This is a genomic window from Providencia sp. CIM-Carb-044 (assembly GCF_033901115.1).
In the GTDB taxonomy this organism is placed as follows: Bacteria; Pseudomonadota; Gammaproteobacteria; order Enterobacterales; family Enterobacteriaceae; genus Providencia; species Providencia hangzhouensis.
Map to the genome: position 1 here is coordinate 308,022 of NZ_JAXADV010000001.1, position 16,177 is coordinate 324,198.

General features: G+C 35.8%; 17 protein-coding genes. 7 read left to right on the plus strand and 10 right to left on the minus strand.

Annotated features, from left to right (window positions below; genetic code table 11):
- Window positions 1-5 precede the first annotated feature (5 nt).
- From icmH to tssB, 9 genes are read right to left on the minus strand one after another with little or no spacing between them, the layout of a single operon-like run.
- Window positions 6-761, minus strand: a complete 756-nt coding sequence (gene icmH / locus SJ312_RS01290; protein ID WP_110591488.1) for a type IVB secretion system protein IcmH/DotU — start codon at window positions 759-761, stop codon at window positions 6-8.
- Window positions 754-2,112 carry a type VI secretion system baseplate subunit TssK gene (tssK, locus tag SJ312_RS01295; RefSeq protein WP_004908045.1) on the minus strand — a complete coding sequence of 453 codons (1,359 nt, stop codon included), beginning with the start codon at window positions 2,110-2,112 and terminating at the stop codon, window positions 754-756. The genes icmH and tssK overlap by 8 nt, the downstream gene beginning before the upstream one ends.
- 1 nt (window position 2,113) lies before the next feature.
- Complete coding sequence (gene tssJ, locus SJ312_RS01300; protein WP_004908047.1) at window positions 2,114-2,665, minus strand: type VI secretion system lipoprotein TssJ; 552 nt, start codon at window positions 2,663-2,665, stop codon at window positions 2,114-2,116.
- A 1-nt stretch (window position 2,666) separates the two neighbouring features.
- On the minus strand, window positions 2,667-3,932 hold the full coding sequence (gene tagH / locus SJ312_RS01305; protein WP_004908049.1) for a type VI secretion system-associated FHA domain protein TagH: 1,266 nt from the start codon (window positions 3,930-3,932) through the stop codon (window positions 2,667-2,669).
- A 5-nt stretch (window positions 3,933-3,937) separates the two neighbouring features.
- A complete protein-coding gene (tssG, locus tag SJ312_RS01310) occupies window positions 3,938-4,975 on the minus strand; it encodes a type VI secretion system baseplate subunit TssG (RefSeq protein WP_165879842.1) in 1,038 nt (345 codons plus the stop codon).
- Window positions 4,939-6,666 carry a type VI secretion system baseplate subunit TssF gene (gene tssF, locus SJ312_RS01315; protein WP_319866755.1) on the minus strand — a complete coding sequence of 576 codons (1,728 nt, stop codon included), beginning with the start codon at window positions 6,664-6,666 and terminating at the stop codon, window positions 4,939-4,941. The genes tssG and tssF overlap by 37 nt, the downstream gene beginning before the upstream one ends.
- Before the next feature lie 55 nt (window positions 6,667-6,721).
- Window positions 6,722-7,153 (minus strand): type VI secretion system baseplate subunit TssE, encoded by a 432-nt coding sequence (gene tssE / locus SJ312_RS01320; RefSeq protein WP_094960750.1) that lies wholly within the window; start codon window positions 7,151-7,153, stop codon window positions 6,722-6,724.
- 5 nt (window positions 7,154-7,158) lie between these two features.
- Entirely contained in the window at window positions 7,159-8,637 is a 1,479-nt protein-coding gene (tssC, locus tag SJ312_RS01325) for a type VI secretion system contractile sheath large subunit (RefSeq protein WP_036957880.1), read from the minus strand.
- 20 nt (window positions 8,638-8,657) lie between these two features.
- Window positions 8,658-9,158, minus strand: a complete 501-nt coding sequence (gene tssB / locus SJ312_RS01330) for a type VI secretion system contractile sheath small subunit (protein WP_319866757.1) — start codon at window positions 9,156-9,158, stop codon at window positions 8,658-8,660.
- A gap of 1,045 nt (window positions 9,159-10,203) precedes the next feature.
- Here tssB and SJ312_RS01335 point away from each other — a divergent pair.
- The 5 genes from SJ312_RS01335 (at window position 10,204) to SJ312_RS01355 (ending at window position 13,686) form a co-directional block, all read left to right on the plus strand.
- Entirely contained in the window at window positions 10,204-10,887 is a 684-nt protein-coding gene (locus tag SJ312_RS01335) for a hypothetical protein (protein WP_187367839.1), read from the plus strand.
- Between the two features lie 204 nt (window positions 10,888-11,091).
- Window positions 11,092-11,370, plus strand: coding sequence for a GNAT family N-acetyltransferase (locus tag SJ312_RS01340; RefSeq protein WP_004255982.1), 279 nt, complete (start codon window positions 11,092-11,094; stop codon window positions 11,368-11,370).
- Between the two features lie 27 nt (window positions 11,371-11,397).
- On the plus strand, window positions 11,398-12,291 hold the full coding sequence (locus SJ312_RS01345) for a pirin family protein (protein WP_096864199.1): 894 nt from the start codon (window positions 11,398-11,400) through the stop codon (window positions 12,289-12,291).
- Window positions 12,292-12,482: 191 nt separating this feature from the next.
- A complete protein-coding gene (locus tag SJ312_RS01350; protein ID WP_110591491.1) occupies window positions 12,483-13,241 on the plus strand; it encodes a YnfC family lipoprotein in 759 nt (252 codons plus the stop codon).
- A 16-nt stretch (window positions 13,242-13,257) separates the two neighbouring features.
- Window positions 13,258-13,686: a TOBE domain-containing protein gene (locus tag SJ312_RS01355; protein WP_004255976.1), complete on the plus strand. Its 429-nt coding sequence runs from the start codon at window positions 13,258-13,260 to the stop codon at window positions 13,684-13,686.
- 50 nt (window positions 13,687-13,736) lie between these two features.
- Here the strand turns inward: SJ312_RS01355 and SJ312_RS01360 are convergent, their stop codons facing one another.
- The gene (locus SJ312_RS01360) at window positions 13,737-14,405 is read right to left on the minus strand and encodes a Crp/Fnr family transcriptional regulator (RefSeq protein ID WP_165879732.1); all 669 of its coding nucleotides are present in this window, start codon (window positions 14,403-14,405) and stop codon (window positions 13,737-13,739) included.
- 135 nt (window positions 14,406-14,540) lie between these two features.
- Here SJ312_RS01360 and add point away from each other — a divergent pair, with 135 nt between their 5' ends.
- Together add and SJ312_RS01370 are read left to right on the plus strand one after the other, a co-directional pair.
- Window positions 14,541-15,569: an adenosine deaminase gene (gene add, locus SJ312_RS01365; protein ID WP_207951446.1), complete on the plus strand. Its 1,029-nt coding sequence runs from the start codon at window positions 14,541-14,543 to the stop codon at window positions 15,567-15,569.
- Window positions 15,570-15,880: 311 nt separating this feature from the next.
- The gene (locus SJ312_RS01370) at window positions 15,881-16,171 is read left to right on the plus strand and encodes a putative quinol monooxygenase (RefSeq protein WP_165879731.1); all 291 of its coding nucleotides are present in this window, start codon (window positions 15,881-15,883) and stop codon (window positions 16,169-16,171) included.
- The last annotated feature ends 6 nt before the right edge of the window (window positions 16,172-16,177 follow it).

The following is a 16,177-nucleotide window of genomic DNA, read 5'->3' on the forward strand; positions in this document are numbered from 1 at the left end:
GCGTCCTAGCCGAGTAAAGTATTAAGTTGTTCCACAATTCTGAGTGTTTGGTAATTCAGTTGGGATGAGTAAATCTGATAAATAATAAATGCTAATATTGCCGCACCAATGATGATGTAACGTACGCCTAACCGCTTACCTAAACGGTAGCGGCTCTGCTTGTTATTCCCTTTTTCAAACAGGATAATCGGTTTTGCATCGCCTTTAAGTTGTTGTATTTGTTTTTGTAAGCGTCTAAGCAAATGGTTGAATTCATCATTTTGCCCCGCAGATACTTTGTAACGACCTCGGTATCCAAGACAGAGACAAAGGTAGATAAACTCAATGAGGTCGAGGTAACGTTTGGGCTCACCTAATAATCTTTCAATTAAGATAAAGACCTTTTCGCCACCCCATGACTCATTATGAAAGTGGACAAGTAATGACTGTTTTACCCAGCCATTTTCTTGATCCCAGCCCAATCCAAGAGCTGTTTCATCAATGAAAGTGCACAAGACATAACGAAACGAAACAATGGCCCCAGGCTCGTAACCTTGTATTTGCAGTTGCTGTTCAATAGACGTGATGTCCATGACCACTTGCTGGTAAAGTTTCTCTGAAAGTGGCGTTTCAGACATCGCTTTCATTCGTAAAACCATACCTAAAAGTGGCGTTGCAGCATCGATCATTGGGTTAATGTTGTTACCCCTAAGTGGGATTTGGTAATTCTTCTGTGAAATACCGCTATCAACATCGTGATTAAGCAAAATATTATCAGTCATAGAGTGCTCCATCTCTTATTGCCCATAACTGAATATCTAAATCAGGGAAATTGCCAGAAACGTGGAAGGCGATATTGCCATCCTGCTGGATCCCCTTCCATTCATTACCTTGTTGATCAAAATGGAAGTAGTTATACCCAGAATGATAAGGTAATTGCCGTGGAGCAGTTGAAAGAGGGGATAAAGGGACTCCCGGTATTTGAACACTGACCAAGCTACGAATATTATTTACCGTGGTCACTTTAGTTTGCTGTGGGAACTGCCGGCGTAGTTGTTCCTGTGGCATCTGTGACTTAACTGCAATAATAAATTCCGCTTTTTGGAGCAGTTGTTTGTCATGAATAGTCGCCACTCGAATACCGTGTTCTTGGATTTGTAACGGAATAGGAATTGCACGCGGCGTCAAGACAACACTTAATGCTTCACGGATACTTTTTATTAATGGGAGAAAACTATCTGTTAAATCAAAGTGCTTATATTTTGCAATGGTATCGGGTAAGCGAGACGAATTCGTGAATGTTTGCAGCTCGCCACAAAGTTCCAATAAATCCCGAAAAAGCTTTTCAGGGTGAATGACTGGCTCTTGCGCATAATGTGAATAAAGTGGATAGGTACGGTTGAGTACTTGTAGCATCATAAATTCAGCGACATCCGCAACACCTTGCTGGCCAGGGGCACCAATTCGGGAGGCTATTTGTTTACCTCGTTCATACAAAGTGCCTTCAATCTCAGTAAGAAATTCATTGAGTAATAGCGATGCCCGAATATTCAGGAGGCTTGGAATATAATCGTTATCAAGCGTTAAGCTTCCGTTGGCATTACGTTCTCTAATACGGCATATGGGCAATGCCACGTAAGCGTCTAAGCCACTTTTACCTTGCTTGAGGATAGGGTTTAATCGTGCAACGTGGATAGTACTTAAATCACCATTTTCAGTATGTAAATCACGAACATTTTCTGTACTTTCACTATAACGTGAAAGTAAACGGCTCCCATTATGCTCATTTGAGATTTCACCAACGTTCCCATTAGCTAAAGGAAAGGCAAGGTAGATGACATTACTATCACTATCAGTAATGTTTTTTATATCAATTGGTTGTGGTGATAAATCTTGGTTTGGAATAGAGAAAATTGTGCCGTCTGGCATAACGCCAGAAGCTTCTTGAATACCAATACGACCTAACGAATATAAATCGTTACTTAACGATAACGTACTGAATCCCCAAAAATGAGAGATAAAGCTCTTTAAAATACTTTCAGTAACGTAATCTTGATGACGTTGCTGTTGCTGAAAATGTTGAGGTTTGATAAATAGCCCTTCACGCCAAATTACTCTATTTTTAGTCGACATATTAATCATCCTCTTCTTGTCTAAATTCGATTTCGTTTTCTCTAATGTGAGCTAAAATAAAGTAGTGTCGTCCTTTTCCTCGGGCTTTAACTATTTTTTTCCATTCCGCATTATCAGGGTCTGAATAATAGGCAATAATGCCGATATAACGATTAGATGCCTGTAGTGTCATCGTCGGGAAGGGCTTATATTGGCCCGGCAAGATAGTGTAATCTTGGTGGTCTATATAATTTTTCTTCAGAACTTTCTCTAAGTCCCCATCTTTAGCTTCTATCTGGTCATGATCTAAAGAGCCAAATAAAGAATCTTCATTAAGATAAACAATTTGGATATTTATCGGTGCAGCTTCATCTTCCTGATTAGGATTAATATAGGGTTCAGCGAGGATGGTTAAATCAACAGTGGATGGCTGATCTTTTGGATAGCCAACGGGAATCGACGGGTCCAATAGAATTTGCCCCACTTTTGACGCTGTCTGTAACGTTTTACTGCACCCACTCAAAATGAAAAATGAGGCAAATAACAGTAACACTGAGAAAGTTCTAAGCTGCATTTTAAGCTTCCTCTAGGCCTTTTCTTAATGCTCGGTCATAAGCATGGGAATAAACTTCATAGAATAATTTTTCAAAACCCTGCTGCCGTGATGAAGAAAGCTCTTTGTAATAGTTACTGTACATTTCCCATGCCCAGCCATCAGTCATTGGCGTGTTATCTGAAGCACGTCGGTATTGGGAAAAACGGTTTAATAAATGTTCTGGAGAAAAAGCCGCAAGCATTGTTGCTAAAGCTGTCGATATCGCTTCTTGATTTGCATGGTAATGTAACTGCATATTGTGCAGACTTTCAGTGACGGCGGAAGGTGCTGAAAGGTGAACAGGGCTACGTTCATCTGTAAACATCAATTTCATCGTATCTTCATAACTACTGTTTAGACGTAGCGGGTTATCTTCAATAGGGCGAAGTTGCTTATCCTGTAAACTCTCCTGCTGTTGCTGCAAAGCGAGTAAACCTTCAACAGCAGCTTTCATTGTTTTACCGAGTTCTATGAGAAAGTCATTAGCTTGTTGAGAGCTCGCTAAATTAAGATGGATACCTAAACCATTCATGAGAGGGTTAATTGCAACATGATCAATATCGGTCATGTGTTCATCTTCGAAAGGTGTAATTTTGGGTAAATCAATAAATTCTTGTACCATGGTATTCTCTTGATTATCTGATATCGCAAGGGCAGGTGAATAAGAGAGTGGGTCACTCAATAAAGAAGGTTCTGAGACGACGGATTGACTCTTAGAAATTAAACTGAGATTTTCATTTTCTAGTGCTTGTAAGGGATCTGTAGTGAGAGCACCTTGAACAGTTGGAACAAATGGGGACTCTTTGTTTTCATTATTTACTGTATCAATATCAAATAATGAATCTAAAGGATTATGATCTTTTGCAACAATAGATTGCGGTGTCGCTGCCATCATATTTTGTACAGGCTGCCCAGTTAAACTAATATTGGTTGTAATAACCAGTTTGCCCACTCTAATTTGATCTCCTTGGGCAAGCTTCACCGCATCAAGATGTAACGGTATAATCGCGTGATTAATGTAAACAGAGCCTGAGTTTACTTTTAAACAAAAATGCTGATCTTTCCAGAAAACAGTAAACTGGCTGGCAGAGATAGCACCATCACCGTCTTGAATTTTCCAGTCACATTGATTGCCACTACCAATTAGGCCGCCATGTTGGGTCAATGTTGCACTCGGTAGGTAACCACTTTCTAGTTGTTCACTATTCGTTATGCTAAATGAAATTGTTGGCTGATGTTTATCCATGTCTTTTATTCCAATACCGTAATGGTGACACTTGGCTTTTTAGCCGGTTTCCCTAAAAAGCTTTGCCAACCTAATTGGTTATGATTTTTTTTACCTAAACAGAAACCTTCAGCTTGATCTTCGGCAATACTAAGACGTAAATCCCAAGCTAATTGCTCATGAAAAATGTAAGAAACGAAGGCGACGAGAGGAGCGAAATCACTACCGTTAGGTAAAAAACGCATATAACGCTCTATAGTTAACTCACTGATTTCTATAGTGCATTTTCCGTTGCAATCATGTATATGAGATCCAAGACTAAAATTTTCACCTAATAACATTCGAGGGCGAGATTTTTGTCCGGGTTGATGAGAAATAATACCTAACTTATTTTGTTGTGATTCTGGGATAGGAACACGGCGCGTTTCCCAACCAATAACCGATACATTTTCTAAGTCAAAACAATGGGATATTAGACTGCTAATGACATCTGCTGAACGGCTCGGACTCGCTAAAAGCCCTGCATAAGCGAGCATTTTGCTGTGATTGATTTTAATCCGTCCGCGATTAACTCCATTTCCTAAACCAACAAGAGAAAACATATATTGGGAGAAGGAATCTTGGCCTTTATTCTCAAAACAGATGTAGTAGCGATATTTCCGCCAGATACGATAGAGCAATGAGAGCAATCGATGATTAAAAATATTTAAAAAATCAGAAATCCCTGGGATTTGCTGTGCATCTTCCCAAGCAAATTCATCAAGGTAATAACCAGGAAGTGGTGACTGGCTTCCTTGTAGCCCGAGAAAAGCAACTTCTAGTTCATATTGATGAGTGGCATTTTTTTCAAAAGACACGACATCTCTCGTTGGGAACGCAACATTAGAGTGTGATTTAAAGCGAATAATATCGCTACCATCACGAGTGATATCCATGTCTTGATGAATCATTTTATTTAATAATTCAACAAGTTGATAAAAATTATACTCTGTAACCGATGGGCCAGCTTGTTCCAGCCAGCGATCGATTATTTCAGTATGTGCTGGTTGATTTGTGCTGGCCACTGATAAATTTCCTTATTATCAAGGTTAAGAACCTCTAACTCATGGAACATATTAATGCTGGTATACAAGGTAAAAAATTGAGCAATAACAGTGCAAAACAAGAACAAGCTTCCCTCAGAAAGAAAAGCGTTCTGACGTACTACCAAGGTTGTTTTTAAACCACGAACTGGCAGCCCTTTGTAGATACGTTCGATATGCTCTGAATGTAAATCAACTAATGCATCTAAACGCTTTTGGGATTGCCTTGCGGTCTGCTTGTCATAAACTGAAGGTAAATCATAAAGTTGTAATATTTTTTTTAATGAATCTAGGTTCAGTAAAGATTGATAATTTAGGGATAAATTAGTTAGCTCTGACCAATACAACGTTTTATCGAGCAGTGGGTATAAGGGAACTGTTGGTTTGAATAAATTTTTAGCTGATAAAGGCCCATAAGGCATAAATGAACGGTCTAAATCAATTGAGCGTGTAGATAACTGGGATGCGATATAGCGATTAGTACAATTGAGTGAAATCGAAACCGTTTCTTCGCATTGTTGTAATTGGTGTTCGTGTTGACGAACAAAAGAAAGCCGATGGGCGTAACCATAGGTACGCTCTTTTTGAGTTATTTTTAAACGATAATATCCATCATTTTGCTCGTGATGGTTTTGATGATAAAAACTTTCAAATGCGGTATAGGTGACCGGGTAAGCTTTAGCTTCAGATGGATAGCGTAATCCATAAACTTCATTAACGGAAAAAATATCAAAACAGTGGGCGTATTGGTAATTAGGGCTTAATACATATTCCTCATCTTTTCCTGTGAGATTGATTGCTTCACTGTCAGCACGGAATAAATTCACTATGGGAGTGCAATTCAGTTTAATACTATCGTTATGAAGAATAACCCCATCGGGGATTTCTTTATCAAAATTAATAACAAGTTTGAATTGCTTGGTTTGGATAGCTAAGGGAATGTCATCCATTCCTTGAATATCCAAAAATAGAAAGGCTTCAGGAAAACAGAAAAACTCTTGTAAGATGCGGTAGCCATCATAACTATTTTTTGGGTAAGGGAGTAATGCATCCTGTTTTTGAAAACCGACAGGTTTCACTGCAAACTGGTTAAGTGGCAATACATGCTCATCTGTGACTAGTGAGGCATTCTGTATATGCTGACTTAATAAAAAATAAAGCTGATTTGTTGTAAATGGAGAACCATTTAAATAAAAACATAATTTATTTAAACCAATGTTTGCGAGAGGTTGTATTCCATCCAATTCAAATGTTATTTCAATGGCGGTTGTTCTTTGTAAAGTTTGCATAATTTTCGCTGGTATTAACCAGAGATCACGACTTTGGCTAAATCGACATTGAAATAAAGTTTCTTGGTTGGTATTTTCATTTTGTACATAAATAGGTGTTGCATTAAAGAGTTGGCCTGCTGAAATTTTTATCGCGTGGTGGCATTCAGAATAATTAGGCTGGTATTCAACAATTGTCATACTAGGCACAGGACGTGCGTAATTTGGCCATAGCATATTTGCTAAGCTATTGGTTAATTCAGGGAATTGCCTATCGATTTGCTGCCGTAAATTACCCGATAAATATGATAATCCGTCGATAATACGGGCACTATCAGGATCTTGAATTTTATTGGATAACAGATTAACAAGCTGCGGTTTTTCTTGCGCAACTTGTTCTGCCAAATCCTTTAAGTATTCTGATTAATTCGTAAAATAGTTTTTTGATGACATAAGAGTGCTACTTTAACTGATATCTACGATTACTATCCAAATACATATTAAACTCAATGAGTTGCTGTTGATTATCTAAGTCAATACAAGCATTAATACTGAATTGTAAAGATAAACTATCTGCATCATTTTCAATGAATTGCACATCAACACTTGTGATCCTAGGTTCATAAGTGAGGATACAACTTGCAATGCTATTCTCTAATTCGGTTTTAAAATCAACCGCAGATTGAGTCGCATCATTTAAATCAGGTATCCCTAGACATGGTGAGCCTTGGCAACCATTCGGCCGACTATTCAGGACATAATTTAAATTTTGTTTAATTGATTCAATGAGTGTATTTGTGCGTGAACGAGAGGAAAAACTCGCATTTTTCCTCTTAATTCGATCGAATAAGCTGGCTCCGCTGTTAGGGGACCAGCCATGATTGAATGACATCACTGTTACTCTTTATCAAGGCGACCAACAAGTGATAATTCAAAGTTTGCGCCCATATATTTGAAGTGTGGACGAACTTGAATTGCGACTTGATACCAACCTGGATCACCTTCAACATCAAGCACTTTAATTTCAGCTGAACGAAGAGGGCGTTTACTACGAACATCTGCTGGCGGGTTTTCTTGGTCCGCAACATATTGTTTAAGCCAGATATTCAGTTCACGCTCAAGGTCTTGGCGCTCTTTCCAAGAGCCAATTTGCTCACGTTGTAGCACTTTAATGTAATGAGCTAATCGGTTGATAATAAACATGTATGGCAGTTGTGTTCCTAACTTATAGTTAGTTTCTGCCATTTTACCCTCTGGGGTATTTGGGAAGGTTTTGGCTTTTTGAACTGAGTTTGCAGAGAAGAATGCCGCGTTATCACTACCTTTACGCATTGTTAGGGTAATAAAGCCTTCTTCTGCCAGTTCAAATTCTCTACGATCAGTAACTAAAACTTCGGTTGGTATTTTAGTTTGTAATTCACCCATCGCTTCGAACATGTGTACAGGGAGGTCATTGACGGTACCGCCACTTTGTGGGCCAATAATATTTGGGCACCAACGGTATTGTGCAAAACTATCATTGATACAGCTTGCGAGTAAGAATGCGGTATTACCCCATAAGTAGTGCTCATGGTCTTGTTTAACATTTTCGGAATAGTTAAACATTTTCACTGGGTTTTCTGTTGGGGAGTATGGTAAGCGTAATAAGAAACGTGGTGCCGTTAATCCTAAGTAACGCGAATCCTCTGCTTCTCTCAGAGAGCGCCACTTCGTATGTGCAGGGCCTTCGAAGACAGATTTAAGATCTTTAATCGCAGGTAATTCAGCATAACTATTAATGCCGAAGAAATTAGGGGAAACAGATGATAAGAATGGCGCATGTGCCATCGCTCCGACAGTGCTGACATATTGCATTAACTTCATATCAGGCGCTGTGTTGTTAAATGCATAGTTCCCAACAATTGCTGCAACTGGCTCGCCGCCAAATTGTCCATATCCTGAAGAATAAACGTGCTGATAAAAACCAGACTGAACAATTTCAGGAGAAAATTCAAAATCTTCTAATAACTCTTCTTTTGTTGCATGAAGAATATTGATTTTGATATTTTCTCTAAAATCAGTACGGTCAACGAGTAATTTCAGGGAGCGCCATGATGCTTCAATTTCTTGAAATTTAGGCGCGTGAATAATTTCATCAACTTGGGCGCTTAGTTTGTTATCAAGCTCAACCAGCATTTTATCAATTAATAATCTATTGATTTGTTGGTCTTCTGATTCATTTGCGAAAAGATTACTAATGAAAGCTGCAACGCCTTGCTTTGCAATATCATACGCTTCAGTCTCAGGTGACATACGTGACTGAGCCATGATTTCATCTAAAAGAGAGCCGTTAGATGCTGGGGCTTGTTGGCCTAGAGCTTCTGTATTTAGTGACATGAAATAATCCTCTATAAACATTATTTTTGATTAGCGGCAATATCGAGTTCTTTTAGAAGTTGTTCGCGTGTTTCTTTATTTTCAAGTAATTCTTGAAGACGCTTTCTAAAAGCAGGGACATTGCCTAGAGGACCTTTTAATGCAACTAAAGCTTCTCGTAATTCAAGAAGTTTGTTTAACTCAGGAACTTGGCGAGCAATATTATCTGGTGAAAAATCTTGCAGAGATTTTACATCTAGATTGACATTAAGCTCAGAATCACTGGTGTTTTCAAGTGTATTACGGACGTTGATATTTAAATTAATACCTGCACTTTCCATAACTGAATTGAAATTGTTTTGATTAATTGAAATTGCTTTTCGTTCTTCCATTGGGGTATCTTCAGTTTTACCTGTCATATCACCCACAATCAGCATATTTAAAGGAAGTTCAACTTCAGCCTGAGCTCCACCTGTATTAGGTGTATATTTGATATTAATTCTTTCTTTAGGGGCAACACTACCGAGATTTTTCTTACTCATTTAAGTGAATCTCCTTGTATGAGTATACGATAACTTCATTCCATAAATTCAAATGCCTAAATTAAAAATTAATAATAAATTTAGAGCATACAGTTCCCTACACAGAACAGATTCTATGTTAAGAATTTTTTTCCCAGAAAGGTGTTTAAACTATCAAATTTTTATGTTGTATTTTTTAGTTTGTTAATAATATACAAATTTAACTTAGGATCAACATGTAAATTGTTATTTGAATATAATTTCGTGATATTTAGTTTGAAATGTATTCTATTTTCATGGGGTATTTTAGTTGAAAATTTTACTCATAATCTCATAATGCGTATTCATAGTGTATATGGCGATTTTTTTATCAGAATAATGATAAGTATAAGTATTTTTGCACGCTAGATAAATCTTGTTTAAGAAAATTAAGTATGAAAAGTCTGTGATGTAAATCAATTTTTTACAGCATGTAACATATTCATATATTTTTCTTACATAATTTAATTTGATTATCTATTTAATTTTATTAAAGAGAAATGAGATTTATTTTTTTACAAAATTAATATGAAATTTATAGGGGTATCATCTTATGTTTTTATATGAAAAGTTTGAAAATGAACGGAAGTATTAATGTTGACATGATGAAGTCATAATTACCTCTTGATTGAGTAAGAAATGAAATTGTAAATCACATAAATTAGGATGATTGGGAAACTCTATGAGGTAAAAGACAAATTTCAACAAGTTATAAAAATAAATATTTTATTATTTGTAACAAACCCTATTCAGCCAACGGAAGAGCCTGGACTATAAATTCAATAACTCTTTTTCTTTTAACGCCTTAAGGTAAATCTATTATCACAAATGATTATCATAATCATTTGTGGGCAATGTATCAGTTCTATTATTGTAGTTGTTGGCTTCATTAAAATGGAAAAATTTCAAAGTGAATGATAAGCCGAAGGTTTCCTATCTATTAGCTGGCAGGAACATAAGTAGTAACTTGTTGAAATTGTTTTATAAAGATAATATTTAATATCTTAATGCCATGGATTTTATCAAGATGAATAAATTATTAGTTCCAGTTTTTTGTATTGTTTCTTTATCTGGATGTGCAGTGACTGAGTATAACTATGTTCCTGAATCACAGAAAATTAGTGAACCCCGAATAGGTCAGGTGAACCATATTACAGTAGGGCAACCCTTAGTAAGAGAAGGCAACATTAGCGAAATAGACGGAATTAAAATATTAAACCCTGTGCAGATAGATTTGGCTTACAAAATTATTCCAGGTGTATTCAAAAAAGTGGGGTCAAGTGATAAAGGCGATTTTTATATGCCAGACCAAATAGTTGACTCTGGTTCGGTCGTTGTTGAGGTTTTAGGGCAGCCTTGGAATTCACTTTTAATTAAAAAAGACTCTACTCCTAATGAGATTTGTATCGTAACAGATGTTAATGTTGCTGTTTGTAGTGATAAAGCACAAATCGAACAAGTAAAACTAAATAATACTGATGGTAACTCATTTGAAGAAGCCTTAATTTTCAATGGGATAAATGGCCATGTTGTTGATGTTAGTTATCAGAAAATAGGTTCGAATATTGAGAATCAAGGGTTTGGCGATACTATTCAGTATAACCTCAAGAATAGCGATATTATTTCTTATCGAAATGTAAAATTAAAAGTTATCGATAGTTCAGAAAACTCATTAACCTATACAGTGATAAGTAATTTTTCTGAAAATTAATGTGCTGAACATTAATTAACCAATTGAAAAACAGCGTTAAACTAAATTTAATCTCTAGTTAAGCGCTGTCGCAACATTTTTTCTCCTTTTATCCACATTCTAACTTCAAAATATTTGGATCACATCGACAATTGTAGAATATTGTCTTTTTAGCATACGTCACATACTCTAAGTTAAATTGATTTAATTTAGAGGGCGTTATTTATGATGAATATCCAATCTGATCACCATAGCTTTTTTATTTTATCTGATGACAAGCAAACTCGCATTGCTGAGATAACCTTTGTTTATACTGGCGATGATCTGGTGATTATTGACCATACAGTAGTTGATGAAAGCTTAAAAGGACAAGGCATTGCAAAGTTACTAGTTGCTAAGGTTGTTGAGCGAATGAGAGAGGAGGGTCGAAAAATTATTCCGTTATGCCCTTTTGCAAAAGCAATATTCGATAGAACACCTGAATACAATGATATCCGCCAATAATATTTGCTAATTACTGATGAGGTCAGCATGAGTATTCAAAATAATGATAAAATACTTAATTTACAGTTAATTACAGCACGCTCAAAAGATGTTGGTGGGCTTCCTGTTGCACGAGTTTTACCGACAAGAGAACGTAGACTAATAGGTGCTTGGTGCTTTCTTGACCATGCTGGACCTACGGTTTTTAAAGGAGATTCAGAGGGAATGAAGGTATCACCTCACCCTCATACCGCTTTACAAACATTCACTTGGATGATTGAAGGTGAAGTATTACATCGAGATAGTCTTGGTTATGAACAGGTTATTCGGCCAGGACAGGTCAATTTAATGACGGCAGGTTATGGGATCAGCCATTCCGAAGATACCTACGGAGAAAGTCGCCAATTACATGCTGTACAACTGTGGATCGCTTTACCGGAAGCAGTTAAAGATATTTCTCCACGTTTTGACCATTATCCTACGCTACCTCGATGGTCTGAAGGAGAAATGCATTTCAACTTATTAGTTGGGGAATATGGTACTTATAAAGCACCAACACTGACATTTTCCCCTTTGGTCGGGCTCGATATTATTGCTAAGAAAACCGCTCGACAAGTTTTAACGTTATGCTCTGAATTTGAATACGGTATTTTTGTTGTAAGTGGAAGTGCCGTTATTGAAGGGCAGCAAGTGAATAGTAATGAATTAATTTATTTAGGCAAAAGTATCACTGAAATTTCTGTAGAGCTAGCTTCAGATAGTCATATTTTATTGCTCGGTGGTGAGCCTTTAAATGAATCTGTACTAATGTGGTGGAATTTTATTGGTCGAACTAAAGCTGATATTCATGCTGCTGTTGAGGAATGGAACCAAGGAAACCCACGTTTTGGCCGTGTTTTTAATGATGAACGCAACCCTACACTTGCTCCAATTATGCCATAATCAATTTAAGTAACTTCTTTGTTATTTATTTTAAGCAAACCGAGAATGGCCTTAAATTTAATTTAAGGCTCGTTTTTAGTACTAAGTTTATGAGTTCATAACCTGACTTTTATCGAAAAACTGATAATATGTATACAAAAGGCTATTTTTAAGTCAAAACAAGCCGTAGCCGTTAGAGGTAGACGATAAAAATGAGTAAAAAATACCTATTGGGAATCATTTATTTAAGTTTATTCCCTGTTTCTTTTGCATCATTAGCGTTTCAAGAACAGCAATATAACCCAGTGGTGTTTAATCTGGCTCAGCTTTATGATTTCAATCCTGTTAGAGGTGCTGTTAAGCAAATAAAATCAGTTGTTTATAATGAGGATAAATCAATTAATTATGAATCAATGTTAAAAATTGGTCATGATGGTTGTGTGGAAAGTTTTTCTTTTGATCAAAAGAAAGATGAGTATTTAAATGGTGCTCATAACTATCTTTTTGTAAAGCGAGTTAAAAATAAATTGATTGGTCGAGACGTTAGTGGGCCTGTCGAAATGGTGATAGGTGATAACTGTCAAATAATGTCTAAAAAAGATTCGAATGGTGAATTAATCTACCAATATAACCAAGATGGCATTATTGCTGGCTCACTGCTTGCTGACACGAAAAAACAATATAGCAAAAATGATTATAATGAATTTAAACTTCCAACAACGATAAAATATTTTAAAGATAATGCAATCATATCAGAGACTATAGTAACTTATGGGAAAGATATGAGTAAGCCGTTTGATCACATGATGGACATACGCGCGTTGGGGCAAACAATATTACTCGTCAATTCTAAGTGTGATTATAACGCTAAGAATATTGCCTATAAATGTGACTTTATTTTAAGTCTTAATTCTAATGGTAATGAGATTAAACTACTAAAAAACAGTACTACTGAAGTCGACTTTTATTAAGTATAGGAGATATTCAATGGCTATTTCTGCAAGAAACCAATTGTCAGGTGTTGTTGATTCAATTGTAATGGGAGCGGTAAATGATGAAGTTATACTCGATTTAGGTCATGGTGAAAGCATTGCGGCAGTGATTACCAAAAATAGTACTAAACAACTCGGTTTAGAAAAAGGTAAACTGGCGACAGCAGTAATAAAAGCGCCTTGGGTTGTATTAGTATCTAACGCTGAAGAGTATAATTTCTCTGCTCGTAATCAATTTAATGGTGTAATTGAATCCATTGAAAAAGGAAGCGTTAATTCTGTGGTAAATTTAAAAACCACTGCAGGAACTTTGTTATCTGCGGTGGTGACAAATAATAGTACCGTAGAGTTGGGGTTAAATGTTAAAAGTAAAGTGACTGCGATTATCAAAGCTTCCAGTGTTATTTTGGCAACTAAGAAGTAGTGCAAAATATTTAAGGGCTGTCATGGCAGCCTTTTGTAATTCGTTTGTAATCATGACGCGCTTTCTAGGTCAATAATTTTAATGTGTTTACCTTTAAGTTCAATAAGTTTCCTTTCAATTAATTTCACTAATGTACGGTTTAATTGCCTGACAGATATACCAAGCATAGCAGCTAATGAATCGCGATTTTCCAATTTAAATTCAGAACCATACTGGCTTTCGGCAAAAATTAAATAGCGCCTCAATTTATATTCAGCAGAGAATGAAGAGGAAGAGTGTAGCTGTGATGCATTAAAAAGCTTTTTGCTAAGATGTTGACAGATAAACTGTAAAAAAATAGGGGAGTTAAGCTCTTTTTTCTGAATAACCTGTAACGGAAATGCCAGCAAATAACACTCTGTAATTGCCTGTATTGTGCTATATATACGGTTGTTTTTGCTGTTATTATTCTGAAATAACTCTAAATCACCAATAACTGAAAAGGCATTTTCAAATGAAAAAATAACATGCTTACCGTTTATTTCATAACGTTCAACCTGTAGTTTCCCCACAACAAGAAAGTAAATAAAATTAATTTTGTCATTTTGTGATATTAAGTATTCAGACGTATCTATTCTAAGCAGTTTTACTGACTTTATTGTTTCCTCAGATAGAATTTTATCAAGCTGATAGAGAGTAAAATATTCTTCAATTTTTTCAGAAGAGGTAATTTTTTTCACAATTCATTCTCTCAGTACAGGTACTTTCGGAGAACAGTATGACATAAATTGGCGTGTGTAATAAAGGACATATGTCCTTTTAAAAATGGCAATAACTCTGCAAGCTTATTCAAAAATAACTCTCAGGATATTAACATGAAAACGCCTTTAAAACCTTTAAGCGGATTTACTCAAAGTATAAAAACAGCAATTAACGTTATGCCAAAAGTGGAACTACATGTGCATTTGGATACGTGTTTAAGTTTTTCTTATGTTAAACAGGCTATTCCGACACTCACGTTTAATGAATTCAAACAAGGTTTTATTGCGCCAACGAGATGTGAGGATCTTGGCGATTTTCTACGGTGTATTGAACCGCAACTTAATATATTACAGACAAAATCTGCAATAGTATTGGCTGTTGATGATTTGTTTGAGCAATTTAAAATGGATAATGTGATTTATGCCGAAATTCGGTTTGCTCCTTTATTACATACTCAGCAAGGCCTTTCAAGCCGAGAAGTTGTTGATATAACATTAGGTGCGATTAATTCAGCAGTTAAAAAGTATGAAATAGAAACGGGCTTGATTTTGTGTACCTTGAGGCATTTTACTGCCTCTCAAAGTCTTGAAACGGCAAATTTAGTTGTGGAGTATCAATATCGTGGTGTTGTAGCGCTAGATTTAGCGGCAGATGAGGCTCGTTTTTCACTAGACAATCATGAAATGGCATTTAAGTATGTCAGGGAGCATGGAGGGAATATTATCGCACATGCTGGTGAGGCTTTAGGCTATGAAAGTGTGATTGAAACATTGGATAAATTAAAAGTGTCACGCATTGGACACGGGGTAAGAAGTATTGAAAATTCAAATACGATTAAAAAACTCAAAGCATTAGATGTATTACTTGAAGTTTGTCCAAGTTGCAATTTAGTGTGCAATGTCTTTGACAGTATTGAAAACCATCCTATTAATGAGTTGAAGAAGCAGGGCGTTAAATTAAATATAAATACTGATGCGCGAACAGTGGCGAATGTAACATTAAATAAAGAATACCAATTATTGCATGATATATTTGGTTGGGGTATTGCTGATTTTACTGAGTGTAATATAAATGCATTACAGGCAAGCTTTATTGAGGAAGAAAAAAAAGCCCTATTGATTAAAAAGGTATTAAATCAATAGGGTAGAATGAAAGAGAAGGAGGATTTTATCTTCCTTCTCCGATTAGTATCAGATAATAATGAGCATAAATTAAAATTTGCCACATTACGATTGACTGAGACTTATCCTATGCTCATTATTAGGATAAAATATAATGTAATTAAAAACCAATCATATTATATTTTGATTTTACACTATTTTTGCAATATGGTGATGTAATTGAAATTAGAAAAATATTTTCTAATTTATAGAATAATAAAGATTAAATTCTAACTTAGAATTATGTTATAAATAGATGAGTTGAAATTATCTATTTATAACAGGATGAGCTTATGCCAGAAATAAGAATTGTTGCGACAGTAATTGCAAAAGATAATGAAGTCGAATTTGTGAAAGAAGCAACTAAATCAATCGTTGAGCCAAGTAATAGGGATGAAGGTTGTCTTCAATATGAATTACATCAAGATAATGCTAATCCAAATATTTTTATTTTCTTTGAAATTTGGAAGGATCAGGAGTCATTAGATAAACATAATGTTACAAAGCATTTGCAAGATTTTATTAAGAAGATAGAAGGTAAAGTCGATTCATTAGATGTGAAATTAATAAGTAAAATTGCATAATGTTAA